This window comes from Pseudomonas sp. FG13 (assembly GCF_057809755.1).
The window spans coordinates 1-18605 of sequence record NZ_JBMDKO010000038.1; the positions used below are offsets into that span (position 1 = coordinate 1).

General features: G+C 62.4%; 14 protein-coding genes. 9 read left to right on the forward strand and 5 right to left on the reverse strand.

The window, feature by feature from the left end; all coding sequences use genetic code 11:
* The first annotated feature begins 115 nt into the window (after positions 1-115).
* The 4 genes from ACODTO_RS22870 to ACODTO_RS22885 all read left to right on the forward strand — a co-directional run bounded on the left by ACODTO_RS22870 (position 116) and on the right by ACODTO_RS22885 (position 5076).
* Positions 116-1471, forward strand: coding sequence for an FAD/NAD(P)-dependent oxidoreductase (locus ACODTO_RS22870; protein ID WP_489107088.1), 1356 nt, complete (start codon positions 116-118; stop codon positions 1469-1471).
* Positions 1468-2583 carry an NAD(P)/FAD-dependent oxidoreductase gene (locus tag ACODTO_RS22875; protein ID WP_489107089.1) on the forward strand — a complete coding sequence of 372 codons (1116 nt, stop codon included), beginning with the start codon at positions 1468-1470 and terminating at the stop codon, positions 2581-2583. Before ACODTO_RS22870 ends, ACODTO_RS22875 begins: the two co-directional genes overlap by 4 nt.
* 17 nt (positions 2584-2600) lie before the next feature.
* Positions 2601-3647 (forward strand): ABC transporter substrate-binding protein, encoded by a 1047-nt coding sequence (locus ACODTO_RS22880; RefSeq protein ID WP_139641727.1) that lies wholly within the window; start codon positions 2601-2603, stop codon positions 3645-3647.
* Positions 3648-3750: 103 nt separating this feature from the next.
* The gene (locus ACODTO_RS22885) at positions 3751-5076 is read left to right on the forward strand and encodes a leucine-rich repeat-containing protein kinase family protein (protein WP_489107090.1); all 1326 of its coding nucleotides are present in this window, start codon (positions 3751-3753) and stop codon (positions 5074-5076) included.
* Between the two features lie 75 nt (positions 5077-5151).
* On the opposite strand, the gene ACODTO_RS22890 is transcribed toward ACODTO_RS22885, so the two are convergent.
* Positions 5152-5856 (reverse strand): YebC/PmpR family DNA-binding transcriptional regulator, encoded by a 705-nt coding sequence (locus ACODTO_RS22890; RefSeq protein ID WP_047703746.1) that lies wholly within the window; start codon positions 5854-5856, stop codon positions 5152-5154.
* 218 nt (positions 5857-6074) lie between these two features.
* Between ACODTO_RS22890 and ACODTO_RS22895 the strand changes: the two genes are divergently transcribed.
* Both ACODTO_RS22895 and ACODTO_RS22900 read left to right on the forward strand, forming a co-directional pair.
* Positions 6075-7481, forward strand: coding sequence for a type VI secretion system Vgr family protein (locus tag ACODTO_RS22895; RefSeq protein WP_175361251.1), 1407 nt, complete (start codon positions 6075-6077; stop codon positions 7479-7481).
* A gap of 160 nt (positions 7482-7641) precedes the next feature.
* On the forward strand, positions 7642-8190 hold the full coding sequence (locus tag ACODTO_RS22900; protein ID WP_139641721.1) for a cytochrome b: 549 nt from the start codon (positions 7642-7644) through the stop codon (positions 8188-8190).
* A 6-nt stretch (positions 8191-8196) separates the two neighbouring features.
* Here ACODTO_RS22900 and ACODTO_RS22905 read toward each other — a convergent pair whose 3' ends face one another.
* Both ACODTO_RS22905 and ACODTO_RS22910 read right to left on the reverse strand, forming a co-directional pair.
* Positions 8197-9105 carry a 1-aminocyclopropane-1-carboxylate deaminase/D-cysteine desulfhydrase gene (locus tag ACODTO_RS22905; RefSeq protein ID WP_489107091.1) on the reverse strand — a complete coding sequence of 303 codons (909 nt, stop codon included), beginning with the start codon at positions 9103-9105 and terminating at the stop codon, positions 8197-8199.
* A 188-nt stretch (positions 9106-9293) separates the two neighbouring features.
* Positions 9294-11333: an oxidoreductase gene (locus ACODTO_RS22910; RefSeq protein WP_489107092.1), complete on the reverse strand. Its 2040-nt coding sequence runs from the start codon at positions 11331-11333 to the stop codon at positions 9294-9296.
* 253 nt (positions 11334-11586) lie between these two features.
* Here ACODTO_RS22910 and ACODTO_RS22915 point away from each other — a divergent pair, with 253 nt between their 5' ends.
* From ACODTO_RS22915 to ACODTO_RS22925, 3 genes are all read left to right on the forward strand, one after another.
* Positions 11587-12804: a DUF3422 domain-containing protein gene (locus ACODTO_RS22915; protein WP_489107093.1), complete on the forward strand. Its 1218-nt coding sequence runs from the start codon at positions 11587-11589 to the stop codon at positions 12802-12804.
* Positions 12805-12998: 194 nt separating this feature from the next.
* Positions 12999-14129 carry a carbon-nitrogen hydrolase family protein gene (locus ACODTO_RS22920; protein ID WP_139641713.1) on the forward strand — a complete coding sequence of 377 codons (1131 nt, stop codon included), beginning with the start codon at positions 12999-13001 and terminating at the stop codon, positions 14127-14129.
* A gap of 11 nt (positions 14130-14140) precedes the next feature.
* Positions 14141-15169 (forward strand): AraC family transcriptional regulator, encoded by a 1029-nt coding sequence (locus ACODTO_RS22925; RefSeq protein WP_217505288.1) that lies wholly within the window; start codon positions 14141-14143, stop codon positions 15167-15169.
* 291 nt (positions 15170-15460) lie between these two features.
* Here ACODTO_RS22925 and ACODTO_RS22930 read toward each other — a convergent pair whose 3' ends face one another.
* Positions 15461-16294, reverse strand: a complete 834-nt coding sequence (locus tag ACODTO_RS22930; protein ID WP_139641709.1) for a DUF2242 domain-containing protein — start codon at positions 16292-16294, stop codon at positions 15461-15463.
* A gap of 225 nt (positions 16295-16519) precedes the next feature.
* Entirely contained in the window at positions 16520-18391 is a 1872-nt protein-coding gene (locus tag ACODTO_RS22935) for a SurA N-terminal domain-containing protein (RefSeq protein ID WP_489107094.1), read from the reverse strand.
* Positions 18392-18605: the final 214 nt, after the last annotated feature.

Sequence of the window (18605 nt, forward strand, 5' to 3'; positions counted from 1 at the left end):
TTCTGCGACGGTCACAAAATCGGCGTTCCGCACCGCTCCACTGTGGGAGCGAGCCTGCTCGCGATAGCGCCTTCGACAGCGCCACATGTCCCCCGATCTTGTCGATGAGGCAATCATGAAAACAATCGCCATCATCGGCGCCGGCCCCGCCGGAATCCGTGCTGCCCAGACCCTGGTCGCCCACGGCGCGTACCCTGTCCTGCTGGATGAAGCCTTGCGCGGTGGCGGGCAGATCTATCGGCGGCAACCGGCCAATTTCAAGCGCTCGCCTGTCAAACTGTATGGCTTCGAAGCGCACAAGGCCCGCTCGATCCACCAGACCATCGATGAGTTGCGCGACCAGCTCGACTATCGTCCCGACACCCTGGTGTGGAACGCCGAAGCCGGCCTGCTCGACACCTTGCATGAGAGGCGTGCCGCCCGGCTGGAATACTCGAAGCTGATCGTCGCCACCGGCGCCACCGACCGGATCCTGCCCGTACCGGGCTGGACGTTGCCGGGGGTGTACAGCCTCGGCGCCGCGCAGATCGCCCTGAAATTCCAGGGCTGCGCCATCGGTGAGCGCGTGGTGTTCGCCGGCAGCGGCCCGTTGCTTTATCTGGTGGCCTATCAATACGCCAAGGCCGGCGCCAATGTGGTCGCCGTGCTCGACAGCTCCCCCTTGGGCGCCCAGGCCCGCGCCCTGCCCGGCCTGCTGGCGCAACCGACCACGCTCGCCAAGGGCCTCTACTACCGGGGCTGGCTGACCGCCCATGGCATCGCCGTTCATCAAGGCGCGAGTCTGTCGCGCATTGACGGTGAACGCCGGGTGCAGTCGTTGAAATGGCACAATGCAAAAGGCGAGCAAACCCTCGACTGCGACGCGGTGGCCTTCGCCCACGGCTTACGTAGCGAAACCCAACTGGCCGACCTGTTGGGCTGCGAATTCACCTGGAATGCCCTCAACCGCGCCTGGCTACCCCAGCGCGACAGCGCCGGCCGCAGCAGCGTGGCCGGTGTCTACCTCGCGGGGGACGGCGCGGGGATCATGGGCGCCGACGCCGCCGAAAAAGCCGGCGAACGCGCCGCCCTGGCCTTGCTCGAGGACAGCGGTTATCGAGTCGATCAGCAGCGTTGCACCCAGCTGGAAAAAGAACTCGAACGCATCGGCCATTTCCGCCAAGGCCTGGAACGTGCCTTTGCCTTCCCGCAAAGCTGGGCCGCCGACGCGGCTGACGAACTGATGATTTGCCGTTGCGAAGAAGTCAGCGCCGGCGACATCCGTCGGGTGATCGGCGAAGGCCATTGGGAGATCAACCGGGTCAAGGCCCATTGCCGCGTCGGCATGGGGCGTTGCCAGGGAAGAATGTGCGCCGTCGCGGCGGCGGAAATCATTGCCAGCGAAAGTGGACGGCCCATTTGCGGCATCGGTCGCTTGCGGGCCCAGGCGCCAGTCAAACCCGTACCGTTTGGCCTGGAGGTCGAGCCATGATCGAAGTCGACGTGGTGATTATCGGCGGTGGCATCGTCGGTTCGTCGGCCGCGCTGTTCCTGAGCAAGGCCGGGCGTCGGGTGGCCCTGCTGGAACGGGACTTCTGCGGCTCGCACTCAAGCGGAGTGAACTATGGCGGTGTACGACGCCAGGGGCGGCCCTTGTCTCAACTGCCCCTGTCGCAACGGGCCCACGAAATCTGGAGCCAGTTGCCCCAGTTGATCGGCATTGATGGTGAATATCAGCGCAGCGGCCACCTGAAACTGGCCCGCAGCGCCGAGGACATGCGTGCGTTGCAAGAATACGCCGCCAGCAGTCAGGGCTTTGGCCTCGATTTGCAGCTGCTGGATCGCCAGGCGCTGCACGCGCGTTTTCCCTGGGTGGGTGCGGTGGCTGTCGGCGCCTCGCTTTGCCCGGACGACGGTCACGCCAATCCACGACTGGTGTCCCCGGCCTTTGCCCAAGCCGCCCGCCGCCATGGCGCCCAGGTTCACGAGCAGTGTCCAGTCAGCCTGGTGGAGCACGACGGCCAGCGCTTTACCGTACAAACCGAAACCGGCCTGACGCTCCGCGCGCCCTGGCTGCTGAACTGCGCCGGCGCCTGGGCCAGCCATTTCGCCACACAGTTCGGCGAAACCGTGCCCATGTATGCCGGACACCCGGCGATGCTGGTCACCGAGCCCTTGCCCTTGGTGATGGATGCCAGTACTGGCGTGGAAGGCGGCGGGATTTACGCGCGCCAGGTTGCGCGCGGCAACTGCGTACTGGGCGGCGGCCAGGGGTTTGCCCTGGACGACGCTCGCGCCCGGCCCGGCCAGAATGCCGTGATCGAGATTTTGCGCCAGGCGGTCGAGCTCTACCCGTTCCTTGAGGGCGCCCAGGCGATTCGCACCTGGAGTGGCACCGAAGGTTACCTGCCCGATCGCCAGCCGGTGATCGGGCACAGCAGCACCCAACCCGGCCTGTTGCATGCGTTCGGCTTTGCCGGAGCGGGCTTCCAGATCGGCCCGGCGGTGGGCCAGGCGCTCACCGAAATCATCTGTTGCGGCGAATCGAAAACGCCGCTGGATGCGTTTTCCATCACCCGGTTTCACTCCATCTCCGTTTCTTGATAGAGGAAGGTCGCGCCATGAATAACGTCAAACGCACTGCACTGCTGGGCTTTTCCTGCTTGAGCACACTGCTCGCTGTCGGCCAGGCACACGCCGAGCCAACGCTTTACCTGGGCATGAACGGCGGCACCATGGAGCGGCTCTATGCCGACAAGGTCTTGCCGGCCTTCGAGAAAGCCAACAACGTCAAAGTGGTGATCGTGCCCGGGACCTCGGCGGACATCCTGGCGAAAGTGCAGGCCAGCAAAGACAACCCACAGATGCACGTCATGTTCCTGGATGACGGCATCATGTACCGCGCCATTTCCATGGGGCTCTGCGACAAACTCGAAGACAGCCCGACCCTGGCGCAAATCCCCGCCAAGGGCCGTATCAAGGATCAAGCCGTGGCCGTCAGCCTGGGTGTGACAGGGCTCGCCTACAACACCCGCCTGTTCAAGGAAAAAGGTTGGAGCGCACCGACCTCCTGGATGGACATGGCCGACCCGCGCTTCAAGGACAAACTGGTGTTCCAGTCCGTGGCCTCGTCCACCTTCGGCCTGCACGGTTTCCTGATGTTCAACCGGATCCAGGGTGGTAACGAGACCAACGTCGAACCGGGCTTCAAGGCCTGGCCGAACACCGTGGGACGCAACGTGCTGGAATACATTCCCAGCTCGGCGAAGATCTCCGAAATGCTGCAGACCGACGAAGCGGCGCTGTTCCCGCTGACGCCAACCCAAGTGACTGCGCTGAAACTCAAAGGCATGCCCGTGGAATACGCGCAGCCGAAGGAAGGCGCGGTGGTGCTCAACGTCGCCGAATGCGCCATCGCCCACAACACCCAACCCGAGCTGGCGCAAAAACTCGCCGCCTTCCTGCTCGCGCCCGAAGCCCAGGCCATTGCCCTGGAAGAAGGCGACCAGATCCCGTCCAACCCCAACACCCCCACCACCGACAAGACCCGCGGCCAGGTGGAAGCCATGAAGCAATACCTGGAAACAGCGATTGCAGTGGACTGGGACCAGGTCAATGAACAGCGTCCGGCGTGGAACGCGCGTTGGAGCCGCAGTATCGAGCGCTAGCCGAACTGGCATTTGTGGTGAGGGGGATTTATCCCCTCGCCACAAGGGTTTTGTAACAAACTAGGTGGCATCGGACTTCTCTTGATCAATGGTGCCCCCTCCCATGACCACCCTCGCCCAACTCCGCGCCGGCCAACTGTCAGGCATTACCCGGTTGGACCTGGCCTGCGGCCTGACGCAGTTTCCACAGGAAATCTTCGACCTGGCGGACTCCCTGGAGATCCTCAATCTCAGCGGCAACCAATTGGAGAGCCTGCCCGACGACTTGCATCGGCTGACCCGACTGCGGGTACTGTTCTGCTCGGACAATCGCTTCACTGAGCAGCCCGAATGCCTGGGCCGTTGTGCTGCGTTGACCATGGTCGGTTTCAAGGCCAACCGCATCGAACGTGTACCCGCCGCGGCCCTCCCGCCGCTGCTGCGCTGGCTGATCCTCACGGACAATCGCATCAGCCAATTGCCGGATGAACTGGGACAGCGCCCACACCTGCAAAAACTGATGCTGGCCGGCAACCGTTTGCAGCAATTGCCCGCCAGCCTGGCCCAGTGTCACCGACTTGAGCTGCTGCGTATTGCCGCCAATCAATTGGTCGATCTGCCGCAATGGTTATTGGAACTGCCCCGCCTCAGTTGGCTCGCCTACGCCGGTAACCCACTGGAAACCCAAGCCGACGACGCCGCGCTGCACAGCACGACACCCATCGACTGGACGCAACTGAGCCTGCAAAAACAGTTGGGCGAAGGCGCCTCGGGGGTGATCCGTCAGGCGCTATGGCAACCAGCCGGCCAACCGGCGCGAAACGTCGCGGTGAAGATGTACAAGGGCGAGATGACCAGCGACGGCTCTCCCCTGCATGAGATGCATGCCTGCATCACCGCGGGCCGGCACCCTAACCTGATTGAAGTGTTGGGCCAGGTCGCCGGACATCCCGAAGAACAGGCCGGGCTGGTCATGACGCTGATCGAGCCCAGCTATCGAAACCTGGCCGGGCTGCCGAGCCTGGCCTCCTGCACCCGCGATGTGTATGCCGACACGTTGCGCTTGAGCGCCACCGCAGCCTTGCGTATCGCCCGGGGCATCGCCTCGGTGGCGGCACACCTGCACTGCCAGGGCATCACCCACGGGGATTTGTACGGGCACAACATCCTTTACAACGACCAGGGCGAATGCCTGCTGGGGGATTTTGGCGCAGCGTCTTTCCACGCCACCGCAGACACCCCGCAGACCCGCGCATTGCAACGCATCGAAGTGCGGGCCTTCGGGATTCTGCTCGGTGAATTGCTGGCGCGGATCGAGCCGGGGAGCGATGACGTGCAGCTTGCAACGCTACAGGCGTTGAAGGCACATTGCTGCCAGCCAGACGTGCTGGCGCGGCCGGGGTTCGAGGAGATCGAGCGGGTATTGGCCGGCTGCTTGACCACCGGCTGATCGAACGCAGCTTGTCTTTGTGGGGAGGGGCTTTTTGCCCTCGCCACAAAGACATTCGCCCTTCAGGGAATCCCTTTAACCCGCCAACCCGACAAACATATCCTGCACGTCATCGTGGTTGTCGAGGCCTTCAAGGAACGCTTCGACCTCGGCCATCTGCTCGTCGGTCAGGCCGCTGACCGGGTTCTTCGGCTGGTAGCCCAGCTTGGCGGACAACACCGTAAAGCCCTGGGCCGGCAGCGCTTTCTGCACGGCATCGAGGTCGGCGGCATCGGTGATGAACAGCGTGGCACCCTCTTCGCCCGGTTCGAAATCCTGGGCACCGGCCTCGATGGCGGCCATTTCCGGATCGGCGTCAGGGCTGTCCGGGGCGGCCTCGATCATGCCGACATGGTTGAAGTCCCAGGCCACCGAACCCGAAGCGCCCAACTGGCCCTTGCGGAACGCGACGCGGATTTCAGCCACGGTACGATTGATGTTGTCGGTCACGCACTCCACGATCAGCGGCACCTGGTGTGGCGCAAACCCTTCGTAGGTCACACGGTGGTACTGCACCGTTTCGCCGAGTTGGCCCGAACCTTTCTTGATCGCACGCTCCAGGGTCTCGCGGGGCATCGAGGCCTTCTTCGCCTGCTCGACCACCAGCCGCAGGTGTGCATTGGTCGCCACATCGGCACCGTTGCGCGCGGCAATGGTGATTTCCTTCACCAGCTTGCCGAAGATCTTGCCCTTGGCGTTGGCAGCCGCCTCTTTGTGTTTAACCTTCCACTGTGCGCCCATCACTCACTCTCTTGTCTGACGCGCCAAGACATCTGCCGGCCGGCGCTGTGGCGCAAGTTTATACGGCCTAAACCGGCTGATCGACCAAAAAATGCGCCCCGACGAATCGACATTTTCACAACGTGCTGTAGGCCGTTTCCGAAATAGCGATTCGGGAGCACCCTTTCGCCCCGCGGTTTCGTACCCTCGCGGCTTCTTCTCTTCAAGTAAGCACCGCGATGCGCAACGACACGGAAAGCCCCTTCAGCCTGACACTCACGCAAAGCGACTTGCGCCTGCAAGTGCTGCGGTTCAGCGGTAGAGAGGCCCTCAACCAGCCGTACCGCTTCGACCTCGAACTGATCGGCCTCGCGCCGCCCATCAATCCCGACACGCTGCTGGGGCAAGCGGCGTTCCTGCGCCTGGACGGCGAATCCGGTGTACATGGCATCGTCCACAGCGTCAGCCTGAGCGCCCATGCACCGCACCGTATCGGCTATCGCCTGACGCTGGTTCCCCATCTCCAGCGCCTGGAACATGGCCCGAGGCGACGGGTTTTCCATCAGCTCAGCGTCGTACAAGTGCTGCAACGGCTGCTGGACGACAACGCGCTGCCCGCTCACAGCTACCGTTTCGAACTGCCCCACGGCCAGTACCCATCCCGTCCGTTCTGTATCCAGTACGAGGAAAGCGACCTGGAGCTGCTGCAACGGCTATGTGAGCAAGAAGGCATTCACTACCACTTCGAACACTCCCCATCCGGCCATGTCCTGGTGTTTGCCGAAGATCCCAAGAGCTTCCCGACACCGGCGGTCGAGCTGACACTGCGTACGCAAGCCGATGAACAACCGGCACTCGAGCGGCTGTATCAGCGTCATCACCCGACGACGCCTGCCCTGCCCGCCCGCTTCGCCGAGCGGGCAATGACACCCGCCGAAACCAGCGCAGCGAATCATGGGTTCAACGGCACCGATCACGAGGCGATGCGGAGCAACCCCGCGTTGGCTCATGCTTATCAGATCGGGCGCCGGAACCTGGAGCGCCTGCGCTGCCGGCAACGGGAAATCCACGGCCACAGCACTCAACCGGCCCTGCGCAGCGGCCATATCGTGCAGATCGGCGAGCACCCGGTATCGACGTTCAACGATCAATGGCTGGTCATCGAGGTCCAGCATCGCGGGCGCCAGTTTTCGATCCTGGAAGCGAGTCAGCCGTCCGTGTCGTCGGCCAGGGACTATCGCAACAAATTCTCGGCCATCCCCTGGTCCACCGTGTTCAGGCCCGCCCTCAAGCACCCCAGGCCGAGCATTCCCGGCTACCACGTGGCGCACGTGCTCGGCCCCGCCGGGCAGCCGGCGGTAGCCGATGAGCGCGGTCAGGTCCGTGTCAGCTTGTGGAGCCCGGATGACGAAGGCATTCCCTTGCCCATGTCGCGGTTGAGCCGCCATGACAGCCCGCGCCTGATGGCCGGCAGTGAAGTGCTGGTCAGTTTTCTCGACGGCGACCCCGACCGGCCGGTGCTGTGCCCGGGCGGTATCGATAGCGGTGGCGGGCGCGTCATGGCGCCGTCAAAACCGGCGCCGGGCAATACCGACGTCAGGCTGCTGTTCGACTGGCTTCTGAACCCTCCCGACACAACGCCCTGACGTCGCACCGAATACCGTGATGGGCGGCCCGGCGGCCGGAAACCGGGGCCGTACGGACAAAACCTGATCTGACTCATGCAAACCCAGCGAAACGGGCTTAAAGTAACACCACAACGCCGCTCGAGACGGCGCTTTACCCTGATGTCTGGAGAGACCCCGCATGCCCTGGAAGAATTCCGAAAACCGCTACAGTACCGTCACGGTGACCTTGCACTGGTTGATGCTGGTGCTGCTGGCTGTGGTTTATGCCTGCATTGAGTTTCGCGGGATCTTCCCCAAGGGCAGCGGCGGTCGAACCTTGATCAAGGAAGCGCATTTCATGCTCGGCCTGACGGTGTTCCTGCTGGTCTGGCTGCGCCTGTTCGCCCGCAGCGTGGGCAAGGCACCGGCCATCTTTCCGGCTTCACCTGTCTGGCAGACCGTCCTTGCGCGCCTGATGCACTGGGCGCTGTACCTGTTCATGATTGCCATGCCGCTGCTGGGCTGGCTGATCACCAGCGCGGAAGGGCATCAAGTGATGTTCTACGGTTTCGATCTGCCGCTGTTGATCGATCAGGACAAGGACTTCGCCAAACGGCTGGAAGGCTGGCACGTACTGGGCGGCACCATCGGCTACTGGTTGATCGGCCTGCACGCCCTGGCGGGGCTCTATCACCACTACATCGTGCGCGACAACACGCTGCTGCGAATGATGCCAAAGCGCGGCTGACAGCGCTCACTCCCACCCCCGGCGGCCTTGCAAGCCGCCGGTGTGGACGAAGATCAAGCGCGTGCCTTGGGCAAACCGGCCTGCTTCCACTTGCGACTTGAGCATCATCAGCGCCTTGCCGGTATAGAGCGGCTCCAGTTCGATTGCGTCAGTGGCATCGATGAACGCGCTCAGTGATGCATCGACCCGGGCGAAGCCGCCACGGCTGCCGTCGAGCAGCTCATAACGTGGATCGACAATGCCCGCCTCGCGCACGATGCTTTCGACCTGCTGCGCCACGCCGTGGTCCTCGGGCACCGCGAGCACACCATGGACCGGATGCGCGCCCGCTTCGGCCAATACCAGCCCCGCCAGCGATGTGCCGGTGCCGCACGCCAGCCACCAGCCGTGATAGCCCGTCCACCCCAATGCCGCCAGTTGTTCACGGGCGCTGCTCACCCAGGCCACACAGCCCTGCGCGCCCGGCAAGCCTGAGCCGCCCTCGGGCACCGGGTGCAGATGGGGGTAACGCGCCTGCCAAGGTTCCCAGAAATCCGCGGCATGCCGTTCCCGATAACCGCCGTACCCCAACCAGTGCAGATCCATGCCGAATGCTTGCAGATCGAGCACCGTCGGCGTTTCCCGGGGCTGACCACGCAGCAGGCCGACCGTTGGAAAACCAAAGCGTTTGCCAGCGGCAGCCAGCGCGTGCAGGTGGTTGGAATAGGCACCGCCCAGGCTCATGATCCCCTCGGCGCCGGCCTCGTGTGCGGCGCGCACATGGTGAACCAGCTTGAACCACTTGTTGCCGCTGATCAGGGGATCGATCCGGTCCAGGCGCAACGCCGCCACTTCGACACCGGCGCGGGTGAGCCAATCCAGATGCAGGAGTTCGAGTTTAGGGTTGGGGTGCCAATCAAGGGCAGGAAGAAGCATTGCGAGCAGGCCCGACGCGAAGAGGCCCGCATTCTAACAGGCGGTCACGGATGGCCGCAGATTCAGCCTCACCACATCCCCCTGTGGGAGCGAGCCTGCTCGCGATAGCGGTGGTCCAGTCGACAGAAATGTCGGATGTGCCGCCGTCATCGCGAGCAGGCTCGCTCCCACAGGGGATCTGCGCCCCCTTACAACTGCGCCGCCAACCGCGAACCCTGGTTGATGGCCCGCTTGGCGTCCAGCTCCGCCGCTACGTCGGCTCCGCCGATGAGGTGGACGCTCTGCCCTGCCGCTTCCAGACCTTCCTGCAGTTCACGCAGCGGATCCTGGCCGGCGCAGATCACGACGTTGTCCACGGCCAGCACCTGCGGCTCGCCGCTGTCACCGATACGGATGTGCAGACCTTCGTCGTCGATCTTCAGGTACTCGACACCGTTGAGCATCTGCACCTGCTTGTTCTTCAGCCCGGTGCGGTGAATCCAGCCGGTGGTCTTGCCCAGGCCGTCGCCGACCTTGGAGGTCTTGCGCTGCAACAGGAACACCTGCCGCGCCGGCGCATGGGGCTCGGCCTTGATCCCGGCCACACCGCCGCGTGCCTGGAGCCGGGTGTCGATTCCCCATTCCTTCCAGAACGCCTCGCGGTCCTGGCTGGTGGCGACGCCCTGGTGCACCAGGAACTCCGACACATCAAAACCGATTCCCCCGGCCCCGACCACCGCCACGCTGCGGCCCACCGGCTTGCGCTGCAGCAGCACGTCCAGGTAGCTGAGCACCTTGGCATGTTCCACACCGGGAATTGCCGGCAGCCGCGGCGCGATCCCCGTGGCAAGGATGATCTCGTCGTAACCGCCCGCCACCAATTGTTCCACATCCACGCGGGTGTTCAGGCACAGCTCGACATGGGTGGTCTGCAGTTTGCGATTGAAGTAACGCAGGGTCTCGAAGAACTCTTCCTTGCCCGGCACGCGCTTGGCGACGTTGAACTGCCCGCCGATCTCGCTGGCCGAATCGAACAGCGTCACCTGATGACCGCGCTCGGCCGCCACCGTGGCCGCGGACAAACCCGCCGGCCCGGCACCGACTACGGCAATTTTCTTCACCTGGGTGACCGGCAGATAGTTGAGCTCGGTTTCATGGCAGGCCCGCGGGTTCACCAGGCAACTGGTGAGTTTGCCGCCGAAGGTGTGGTCGAGGCACGCCTGGTTGCAGCCGATGCAGGTATTGATTTCATCCGCCCGGCCAGCGGCAGCCTTGTTGACGAAATCCGGATCCGCCAGGAACGGCCGTGCCATGGAGACCATGTCGGCATCACCTTCAGCGAGGATCTGCTCGGCCACTTCCGGCGTATTGATGCGGTTGGTGGTGATCAGCGGAATACTCACCGAACCGCGCAGCTTGGCCGTGACCTTGCTGAATGCCGCCCGGGGAACCTTGGTGGCGATGGTGGGAATGCGTGCCTCATGCCAGCCGATACCGGTGTTGATAATCGTCGCGCCAACCTGTTCGACGGCCTTGGCCAACTGGACGATTTCCTCCCAGGTGCTGCCGCCTTCCACCAGGTCGAGCATCGACAGGCGAAAAATGATGATGAAGTTCGGCCCTACCGCCTCGCGTACCCGACGTACGATTTCCACCGGCAGGCGCATGCGGTTTTCGTAGCTGCCGCCCCAGCGGTCGGTCCGGTGGTTGGTGTGGGCCGCCAGGAACTGGTTAATGAAATAACCTTCCGAGCCCATGATCTCCACGCCATCGTATTCAGCCTGTTGGGCCAGCATCGAGCAGGTGACGAAGTCGCTGATCTGTTTCTCGATCCCTTTCTCGTCCAGTTCCTTGGGCTTGAACGGATTGATCGGCGCCTGGATCGCGCTCGGCGCCACTTGCTTCGGGCTGTAGGCGTAGCGTCCGGCGTGGAGAATCTGCATGCAGATCTTGCCACCGGCCTCGTGAACGGCCTGGGTGACGATCCGGTGCTTGAGCGCTTCTTCCTCGGTGGTCAGCTTGGCGGCGCCGGAGTACACGCCGCCCTCGTCGTTCGGCGCGATCCCGCCGGTCACCATCAGGCCCACGCCACCACGGGCACGTTCGGCAAAATACGCCGCCATGCGCTCGAAACCACCGGGTTTTTCCTCAAGACCCGTGTGCATCGACCCCATCAGGGCACGGTTGCGCAACGTGGTAAAACCCAGGTCCAACGGGGCCAGCAGATGCGGGTAATGAAGGGCGGTCATTGGGTAACTCCACAACGGGCGATCACGGAAAATGCGGAAGCTCTGCGGCCTCCCTCAGTCATGCCCCACAGCCTAAAAGCCGGGACCACCGCGCTCAATGACCGAAACTGACAACTTATTGATCTAAATGTGCAGCGATCCAGTACCAATGGAGGAGCAAACCCCGGTGACTCCCGGTGGGATGGGCCAGTCCTATGCTCAGTGGCCCACGCGGCTGAACAGAAAAACAATTCAAACCACACAGGCCGCTAGCATGCATCCCCAGCGAAAGATCCTGCACAACGAACTGCACGCTCGTCCGTCGCTGTACTTCGACGAACCGGCCCATGTCTTCCATCTGGCGTTCCTGGGCGATAACGCCCAATGCACGGCCCTGCTCGAGCGGCTATGTCCCGACAGCATGGTGGATCAAGCCGCCCAGGGCATCACTCGGATCGACGGCCACCCGCTCAAGTGGGAACGTCATGCCGAGTTCTTCACCCTGACCCTGGTGGTGCCCGCCGCCAGTCACGAATTGCAGTGGACCACGCTGCCAGAATGCCTGGCGCAAGGTATCGAAGGTCACGCTCCACAGATCATCAATTCGGTCCAGGTGGTGGTGCGTTCGGAAGACGGCCTCGACCTGTCCGGCTACGGTTTCAAGGATCCCTGCGGCTCGAGCGTGGGGGGTGGCGACGCCGTGGTCTGGAGCGATTTTCGCCTCACCGAGGACGGCACCAACCGCTTCCTGTTTATCAATCGGCGACTCAACGCCTATCGACAGGGACGCATGATCCGGCGCCTGCTCGAAATCGAAACCTATCGCATGATGGCGTCCTTGTCCCTCAGCATCGCCAAGACGCTGGACCCGCAGTTGAACGAGTTCGACCGCAGCCTGGTGACACTCTCCGAACGCAACGCCAACGCCAGCGGCGTGCATGCCAAAGCCTTGCTGGAGGACATCGCGCAACTGTCTCGCCAGATCGTCGGCAGTTCGGTGAAAAATCGCCACCGTTTCAGCGCGACCCGGGCCTACGCCCAACTGGTGTTCGAGCGCCTGGGTGAGTTGCGTGAGAGCCATCTGGGCGACTGCCAGAGACTGGGTGTGTTTATCGAACGACGTTTCAAGCCGACGGTGCGCTACTGCTCGGCGACCGAGCAACGCCTGGAACAACTGGCCATGAGCGTTGCCAACCTGGGTGACCTGCTCCAGGCTCGGGTACAAGTGGAAATGGAAGACCAGAACGCGGAGATTCTGCGCAGCCTCAATGCACGGGCCGATGCACAGGTGAAGATCCAGCGTGCGGTGGAAGGGTTGTCGATCATTGCCATCACCTACTACCTGATCAACCTGTTCAAACTGGTCTATAGCGGGTTGCATACGCTGGGTGCGGATCTGTCGGCGCGCGAAGCATTGCTCGGCATGGCACCACCGGTGCTGTTGATCATGTTGGTGATCATGCTGCGGATCAGAAAGGCCAAGAGTCACTGAATGTGAAAGCCTGACCATTGCCCAATGTGGGAGCGAGCCTGCTCGCGATAGCGCCGGACCAGCGAGCTCAATGCAGGCTGACACACCGCCATCGCGAGCAGGCTCGCTCCCACACAGGGACTTCTCTTTTGCTAATTTCAGGTTTTACCGTACCCTGCCCCGTAAGAACTGCACACGGCCGCTGACTGCTCTCCATGCGTAAACTTCTGTACCTGCTGTTTTCACTGGCCCTGATTGCCGCCCTGATGAGCTATGCACTGTGGACGGCGGATCGCCCGACAGGGCACTACCTCTCGGACCTGCGCATCGACCTGGCGGTCGACCAGGGTGTTCCCGCCGATCGAGGCAACTTGCTGGGCATCCAGCCCGAGCTGTTCCCCACCGACTACCAGAACCCCGGGCATTTACGCCGCAAACTGGCGGCCTACCTGCAAACCGCTCGCGACCTGGGGTTGCTCAGCGACAAAACCGTCGTGGTCCTGCCCGAACACATCGGCACCTGGTTGATGATCAGCGGAGAAAAAGACGAGCTGTATCAGGCTGGCACCTTGAAGGAAGCCATGAACTGGCTGGCAATCAGCAACCCGCTGGCGTTCATCCGGGGATTGTTCGGTGCCCAAGGCGACAACCGCCTGGACGATGCGTACCTGCGGATGAAAGCCGACACCATGGCCCGCGACTACCAGGCCATGTTTGGCGGGCTGGCCCGGGAGTTCGGCGTAACCCTGGTGGCCGGCTCCATCGTATTGCCCGACCCCAGCGTCAGCGAAGGTGAACTGAAGATCGGCCGCGGCGCGCTGTACAACAGCAGCCTGGTGTTTGGCAGCGACGGTCGACCGCTCGGGCAGCCCCAGCGTCAACAGCATCCGGTGTTCGAACAACGGGATGTGCTGGAGGCCGACCGCCAGGACGCCCTCCGCGTCGTCGATACCCCCGCCGGGCGCCTGGGCGTGCTGATCGGCAGCGACAGTTGGTATCCGCGTTACTACCGACAGCTCAACGATCAGGGCGCACAACTGATCGCGGTCCCCGCCTTCATCAGCGGGCGCGACACCTGGAACAAACCCTGGAACGGCTATAAAGGCCTGTCCACACCGAGCGAGGTGAGCCTCAAGCCCGGTGAAATGAGCGAAGGCCAGGCCTGGCACCGCCTGACGCTGACCAGTCAACTGCCCATCAGCCAGGCCAAGGGCGGTGTCAGCGTGTTTCTACGCGGCCAGTTCTGGGACAACGGCAGCGCCGGCCAGAGTTTCATCAGCCACAACGGCCAGCATTTCCCCGACGGCGAAGCCCGTGGCGCCCGCCTGCTGAACCTGTGGTTGTGAGCATGAAGCCGATGCGCCTGGGCGACTTGTCCGTGGGCTTCGTCCATAGCCTGGCCGATGCGGTAGCCAGCCATGGCCAGGATCCCCAGCCCCTGCTCGAACAGTACGGTCTCGACACCGCACGCCTGGCCGAGCCCGGGGCCCGATTATCGATTCCACGCTATATGCGCCTCGGTTACGCTGCGATCCAGCTGACCCAGGATGCTGCCTTGGGCCTGCGCATGGGTCAGCTCAGCCGCTTGAGCCAGGCCGGCCTCGCTGGCGTCACCGCGGCCCAGGCTCCGACGGTACGCGAAGCGGCACGTTGCTTGATCCGCTTCGAGCCGTTGTATGGCTCCAACTATCGTGGCCAATCGAGTTTTCACGAGGACGCCCGGGGCGCCTGGCTGCGGTTCTATTCCATCAGCCCCTATAACGCCTATAACCGTTTCGTCGTGGATTCGATCGTTGCTGGCTGGCTCCAGCAGTTGTCCAGCGTAGGCGGCACCCCGTTACGGGCCGAGCGCATCGAGATCGAATTCGAGGCACCGGCTTACCTGGAAGCCTACCGTACGCTCGGCGATTGCCCGATCCTGTTCGGTGCCGACCAGAACCAGCTGCGCCTGGGCCTGGATGACCTTGCCCGACGCAACCCGCAGCATTGCCCGAGCACTTGGCGGCACTTGGTTCAACTGTGTGAACGGGAACTGGAACAACTCACCCGCACCCGCAGCCTGCGCGAACGCATCACTCAACTGCTTGGGCCGTTGCTCAACGGTGGCCGGGAACCCGATCTGGAAGAAGTGGCGGCGCGCCTGAAGCTGCCGACCTGGACACTGCGCCGCAAACTGGCAGAGGAAGGCACGCAATTTCGCGCGATCCTCAATGATACGCGCCGCGACCTGGCCATGACCTATATTCGAGACACCGAACTGGCGTTCGGAGAAATCGCCTACTTGCTGGGCTTCGCTTCAGCCGAGGCATTCCAGCGCGCTTTCAAACGCTGGAATGGCCAGACACCGGGAGAGTTTCGTCGCAGCCAAAAGGCCAATAGAGCTTAAAGGGCTCGGCTTGACGCTATAACCTGCAGCGGGTGTTACAACTCCGTCGCATCCTCGGCGGGCTCCAACGGATCCAGCTCGTAGGCCTGATATTCCAGCAGCTCTTCCTGATAATCATCCATTTTGAATCCTTCCCATATCGTTGAACCGACGCCTGATGGCCTTGGTGTCAGAATAAAGCTGCTTTATGAACAAAACATGAAGCAAAGGCTTCATGTTTTAAACGTAGCACAACGATGGGAAATCAACCTATGGAGGTGTGACAAGGCATGACATCCTTGCCACGGATTCTCAGGATGAAGGCAGCGGCTGGATTGCCTCGGTCGGCGGGGGCAAATCACTGGGCGGCGGTGGCTTGATCTCTTCCAGCGTCGATTCCGGGCCTACGTATGGCGCGGGCTCGCTGGGTGCAATCGGCGCAGGCTCCGCGGGCGGTACGACGGGCTCCGATGCTGCCGGCGCCGCTTCGGCGGGGGCTGGGGCAGCTACCGGCGCAGCTGGCGTCGGAGTGGGTGTCAAGGCAGCCGGTTCGGCCTTGGGTTCCGGAACGCCCAGCTCAGTGTTGGGCTTCTCGGCAGCCGGTGCGCCCTTCTTCGCTTCCGCAGGCAGGAACATCTCCACCAGGGTAAAGAAACGCTCGTAGAACTTGGTCGCCGATACGGTTTCGCTGGCCACCTTGACCATCGAATCATCCGACGAGCCGATCGGCATCGACACCGAACCCAACACACCCACGCCTAAGCTGGCGGAGTTGTTGACTTTCTTCAGCGCATACTGGTCCTGCAACGCGTTGGCAAACATGGTCGCACGATGTCCGGCACCACCGTCTTCGGCACAGACCAGGTTGAAGCTGATCTCCATGTGGGTATCGCCGGTCTGCTGGAAACTCTTGTGACCGCTGACCAGTTTCGGGTCGCTGCTGGTAATGATGTAGCCCTGGCTGAGCAAGGCCCGGCGCCCGGCTTCGCAGGTCACCGTGTCGCTCACCGGATAAGTGCGGGAGAACGTACCGGAATCATCGAAGTTTTCATGCTCATAAATAGCGGCTTTCTTCGACGAGCAACCGGCTGCGGCGACCAGCATCAGTGCCAGTCCGACGGTGCGCATGTGAAATGATCTGAACATTGAACATCCTGAGGAAAACGGTCCGGGGGCGTATTGTGCAACAGAACGCCCACCGGCAGCGTGGGTATTCGTGTCTCAAAGGGGTTACAAGTCTACTGGGGGTTGTTTGCGGGAAAAAGACGTAAATCCAGTGGGCCGATGAACATCCTGTCATTTAGCAATAAGCAGACACAAAAAGACCCCGGTTTTTCGGCCGGGGTCTTTTTTTGGCAAGCCATCAGGACATCAGAAACGCTTGATGTCCGCCTCGCTTTCCAGCTGCTTGCGATAAGCCGCAAAGTCCTGCTGGCCAACACGGGACGCGAGATAGCGGCGATATTCGGCCTTCTCCGCGTCGGTCGGTGCCGCGGCTTCATTCACGCCACGCAGTTGCACCAGCATCAGGTTGCCGTCGGGCAAGGTCACGCTGGTAAACGTCGGCTTGTCCTTGGACTCGGGTTTTGGCATGCGGAACAATGCCTGCAGCACCGTAGGTTCGATACCTTCCTGGTTGCGAGTCGCCGCCTCGACGACCTTCCAGCTTTGACCGTCGACAGCCTTGGCCAGCGGCGTCTTACCTTCGCGCAGGCTGGCGATCAGCTCGTCGGCCCGGGTCTTGGCGGCCTCGATGGCGTGCTCCTTGGCCAACTGGGTACGGATGGCCGCAGCCACGCTTTCCAGCGGCAGTTGCTCGGGCTTGCGATGTTCCTTGGCACGCAGCACCACCACGGTTTCCGGATCCAGCTCGATGGCGGTGCTGTTGGCACCTTCATCCAGCACTTCCGGGCTGAACGCGGCCGCGACGACAGCGCGATTCGCCGCGATCCCATCCCCACCTTCGCGACCGAACGGCGCCGACGTGTGAACGGTGAGTTTCAGGTCCTGGGCCGGCTGCGCCAGATCGGAAGCTTCGAACGAAGCATCTTCCAGCTGCTTGGTCGCCTCGACGAAACGCTGCTCCACCTGCTGGGCTTTCAGCTCGCGGGTCAACTTGTCCTTGAGGCTGGCGAAGGTTGGCACTTCAGATGCTTCGACACCCAGCAGCTTGATCAGGTGCAAACCGAAATCGGTGCGCACCGGTGCCGAAACCTGATCCTTGCTCAACGCATACAGCGCCTTTTCGAACGCCGGATCGTAGACACCTGGACCGGCATAGCCAAGGTCACCGCCATTGTTGGCCGAACCCGGATCCTGGGAGAACTCCTTCGCCAGGGCTTCAAACGATTCACCCTTGGCCAGGCGAGCCTGGATTTCCTCGATCTTCGCCTTGGCCTGGGCTTCGGTGACCTTGTCGTTCACTTCGATCAGGATGTGGGCGGCCCGACGCTGTTCGGACAGGTTGGCGATTTCTTTCTGATACGCCGCTTGCAGGTCTTCATCCTTGACGCTGACCTGATCGAAGAAAGCGGCTTTCTTCAGCTCCAGGTAATCGATCACCACCTGATCGGGGGTCATGAATTCCTTGGCGTGCTTGTCGTAATAGGCCTTGACCTCGTCATCGGTCAGCTTCACTGCCGAAGGATCAGCCTTGAGGGTCAGGGTGGCGAAATCGCGGGTCTGTTTTTCCAGACGGGCAAACGCCAACACCTGGGCATCGGTCACGAAACCGCTTCCGGCCAAGCCGGCGCGCAGTTGGCCGATCAGCATTTCCTGGGCCAGCATCTGGCGGAATTGCAGGCGGCTGTAACCCAGCTGGCGAATCACCTGGTCGAAACGTTCCGGGCTGAACTTGCCCTCCACCTGGAACTCAGGCGTCTGCAGGATCACCTGGTCCAGCGCGGCTTCGGAAAAAGCGAACTTCGCATCGTGGGCGCCTTGCAGCAGCAACTTGCGATCGATCAGGCCCTTGAGCGCTGAATCGCGAAGCATCTTTTCATCCAGCAGGGAGGCGTCGAAGTCCTTGCCCAACTGTTGCATGAGCTGGCGGCGTTGCATGTCGACCGCCTGACTCAGCTCGTTCTGGCTGATGTTCTCGCCGTTGACCTTGGCCGCGTCATTGCTGTGGGTGGTGGCTTTGAAAATGGCATCGAAACCGGTCAACGCCATCAATGCGACGATGACCCCGATGATGGTCTTGGCAATCCAGCCTTGTGAATTGTCCCTGATATTCTGCAGCATGCGTCCCCCAGAAACGGTTGAACTTCAAATTAGGCAACCGTGGAGCGTGGGTAGAATCCGGATAGAAGAAAGGCGCATCCGAGGATGCGCCTTCTCGTAACTGGCGGAGCGGACCGGGCTCGAACCCGCGAGCCCTGGTACGACAGATCGGTTGAAACCGATCCCACTACCGCTCCGCTGCCAAGCCAGGCATGACCCCGACCCGGATAAACTC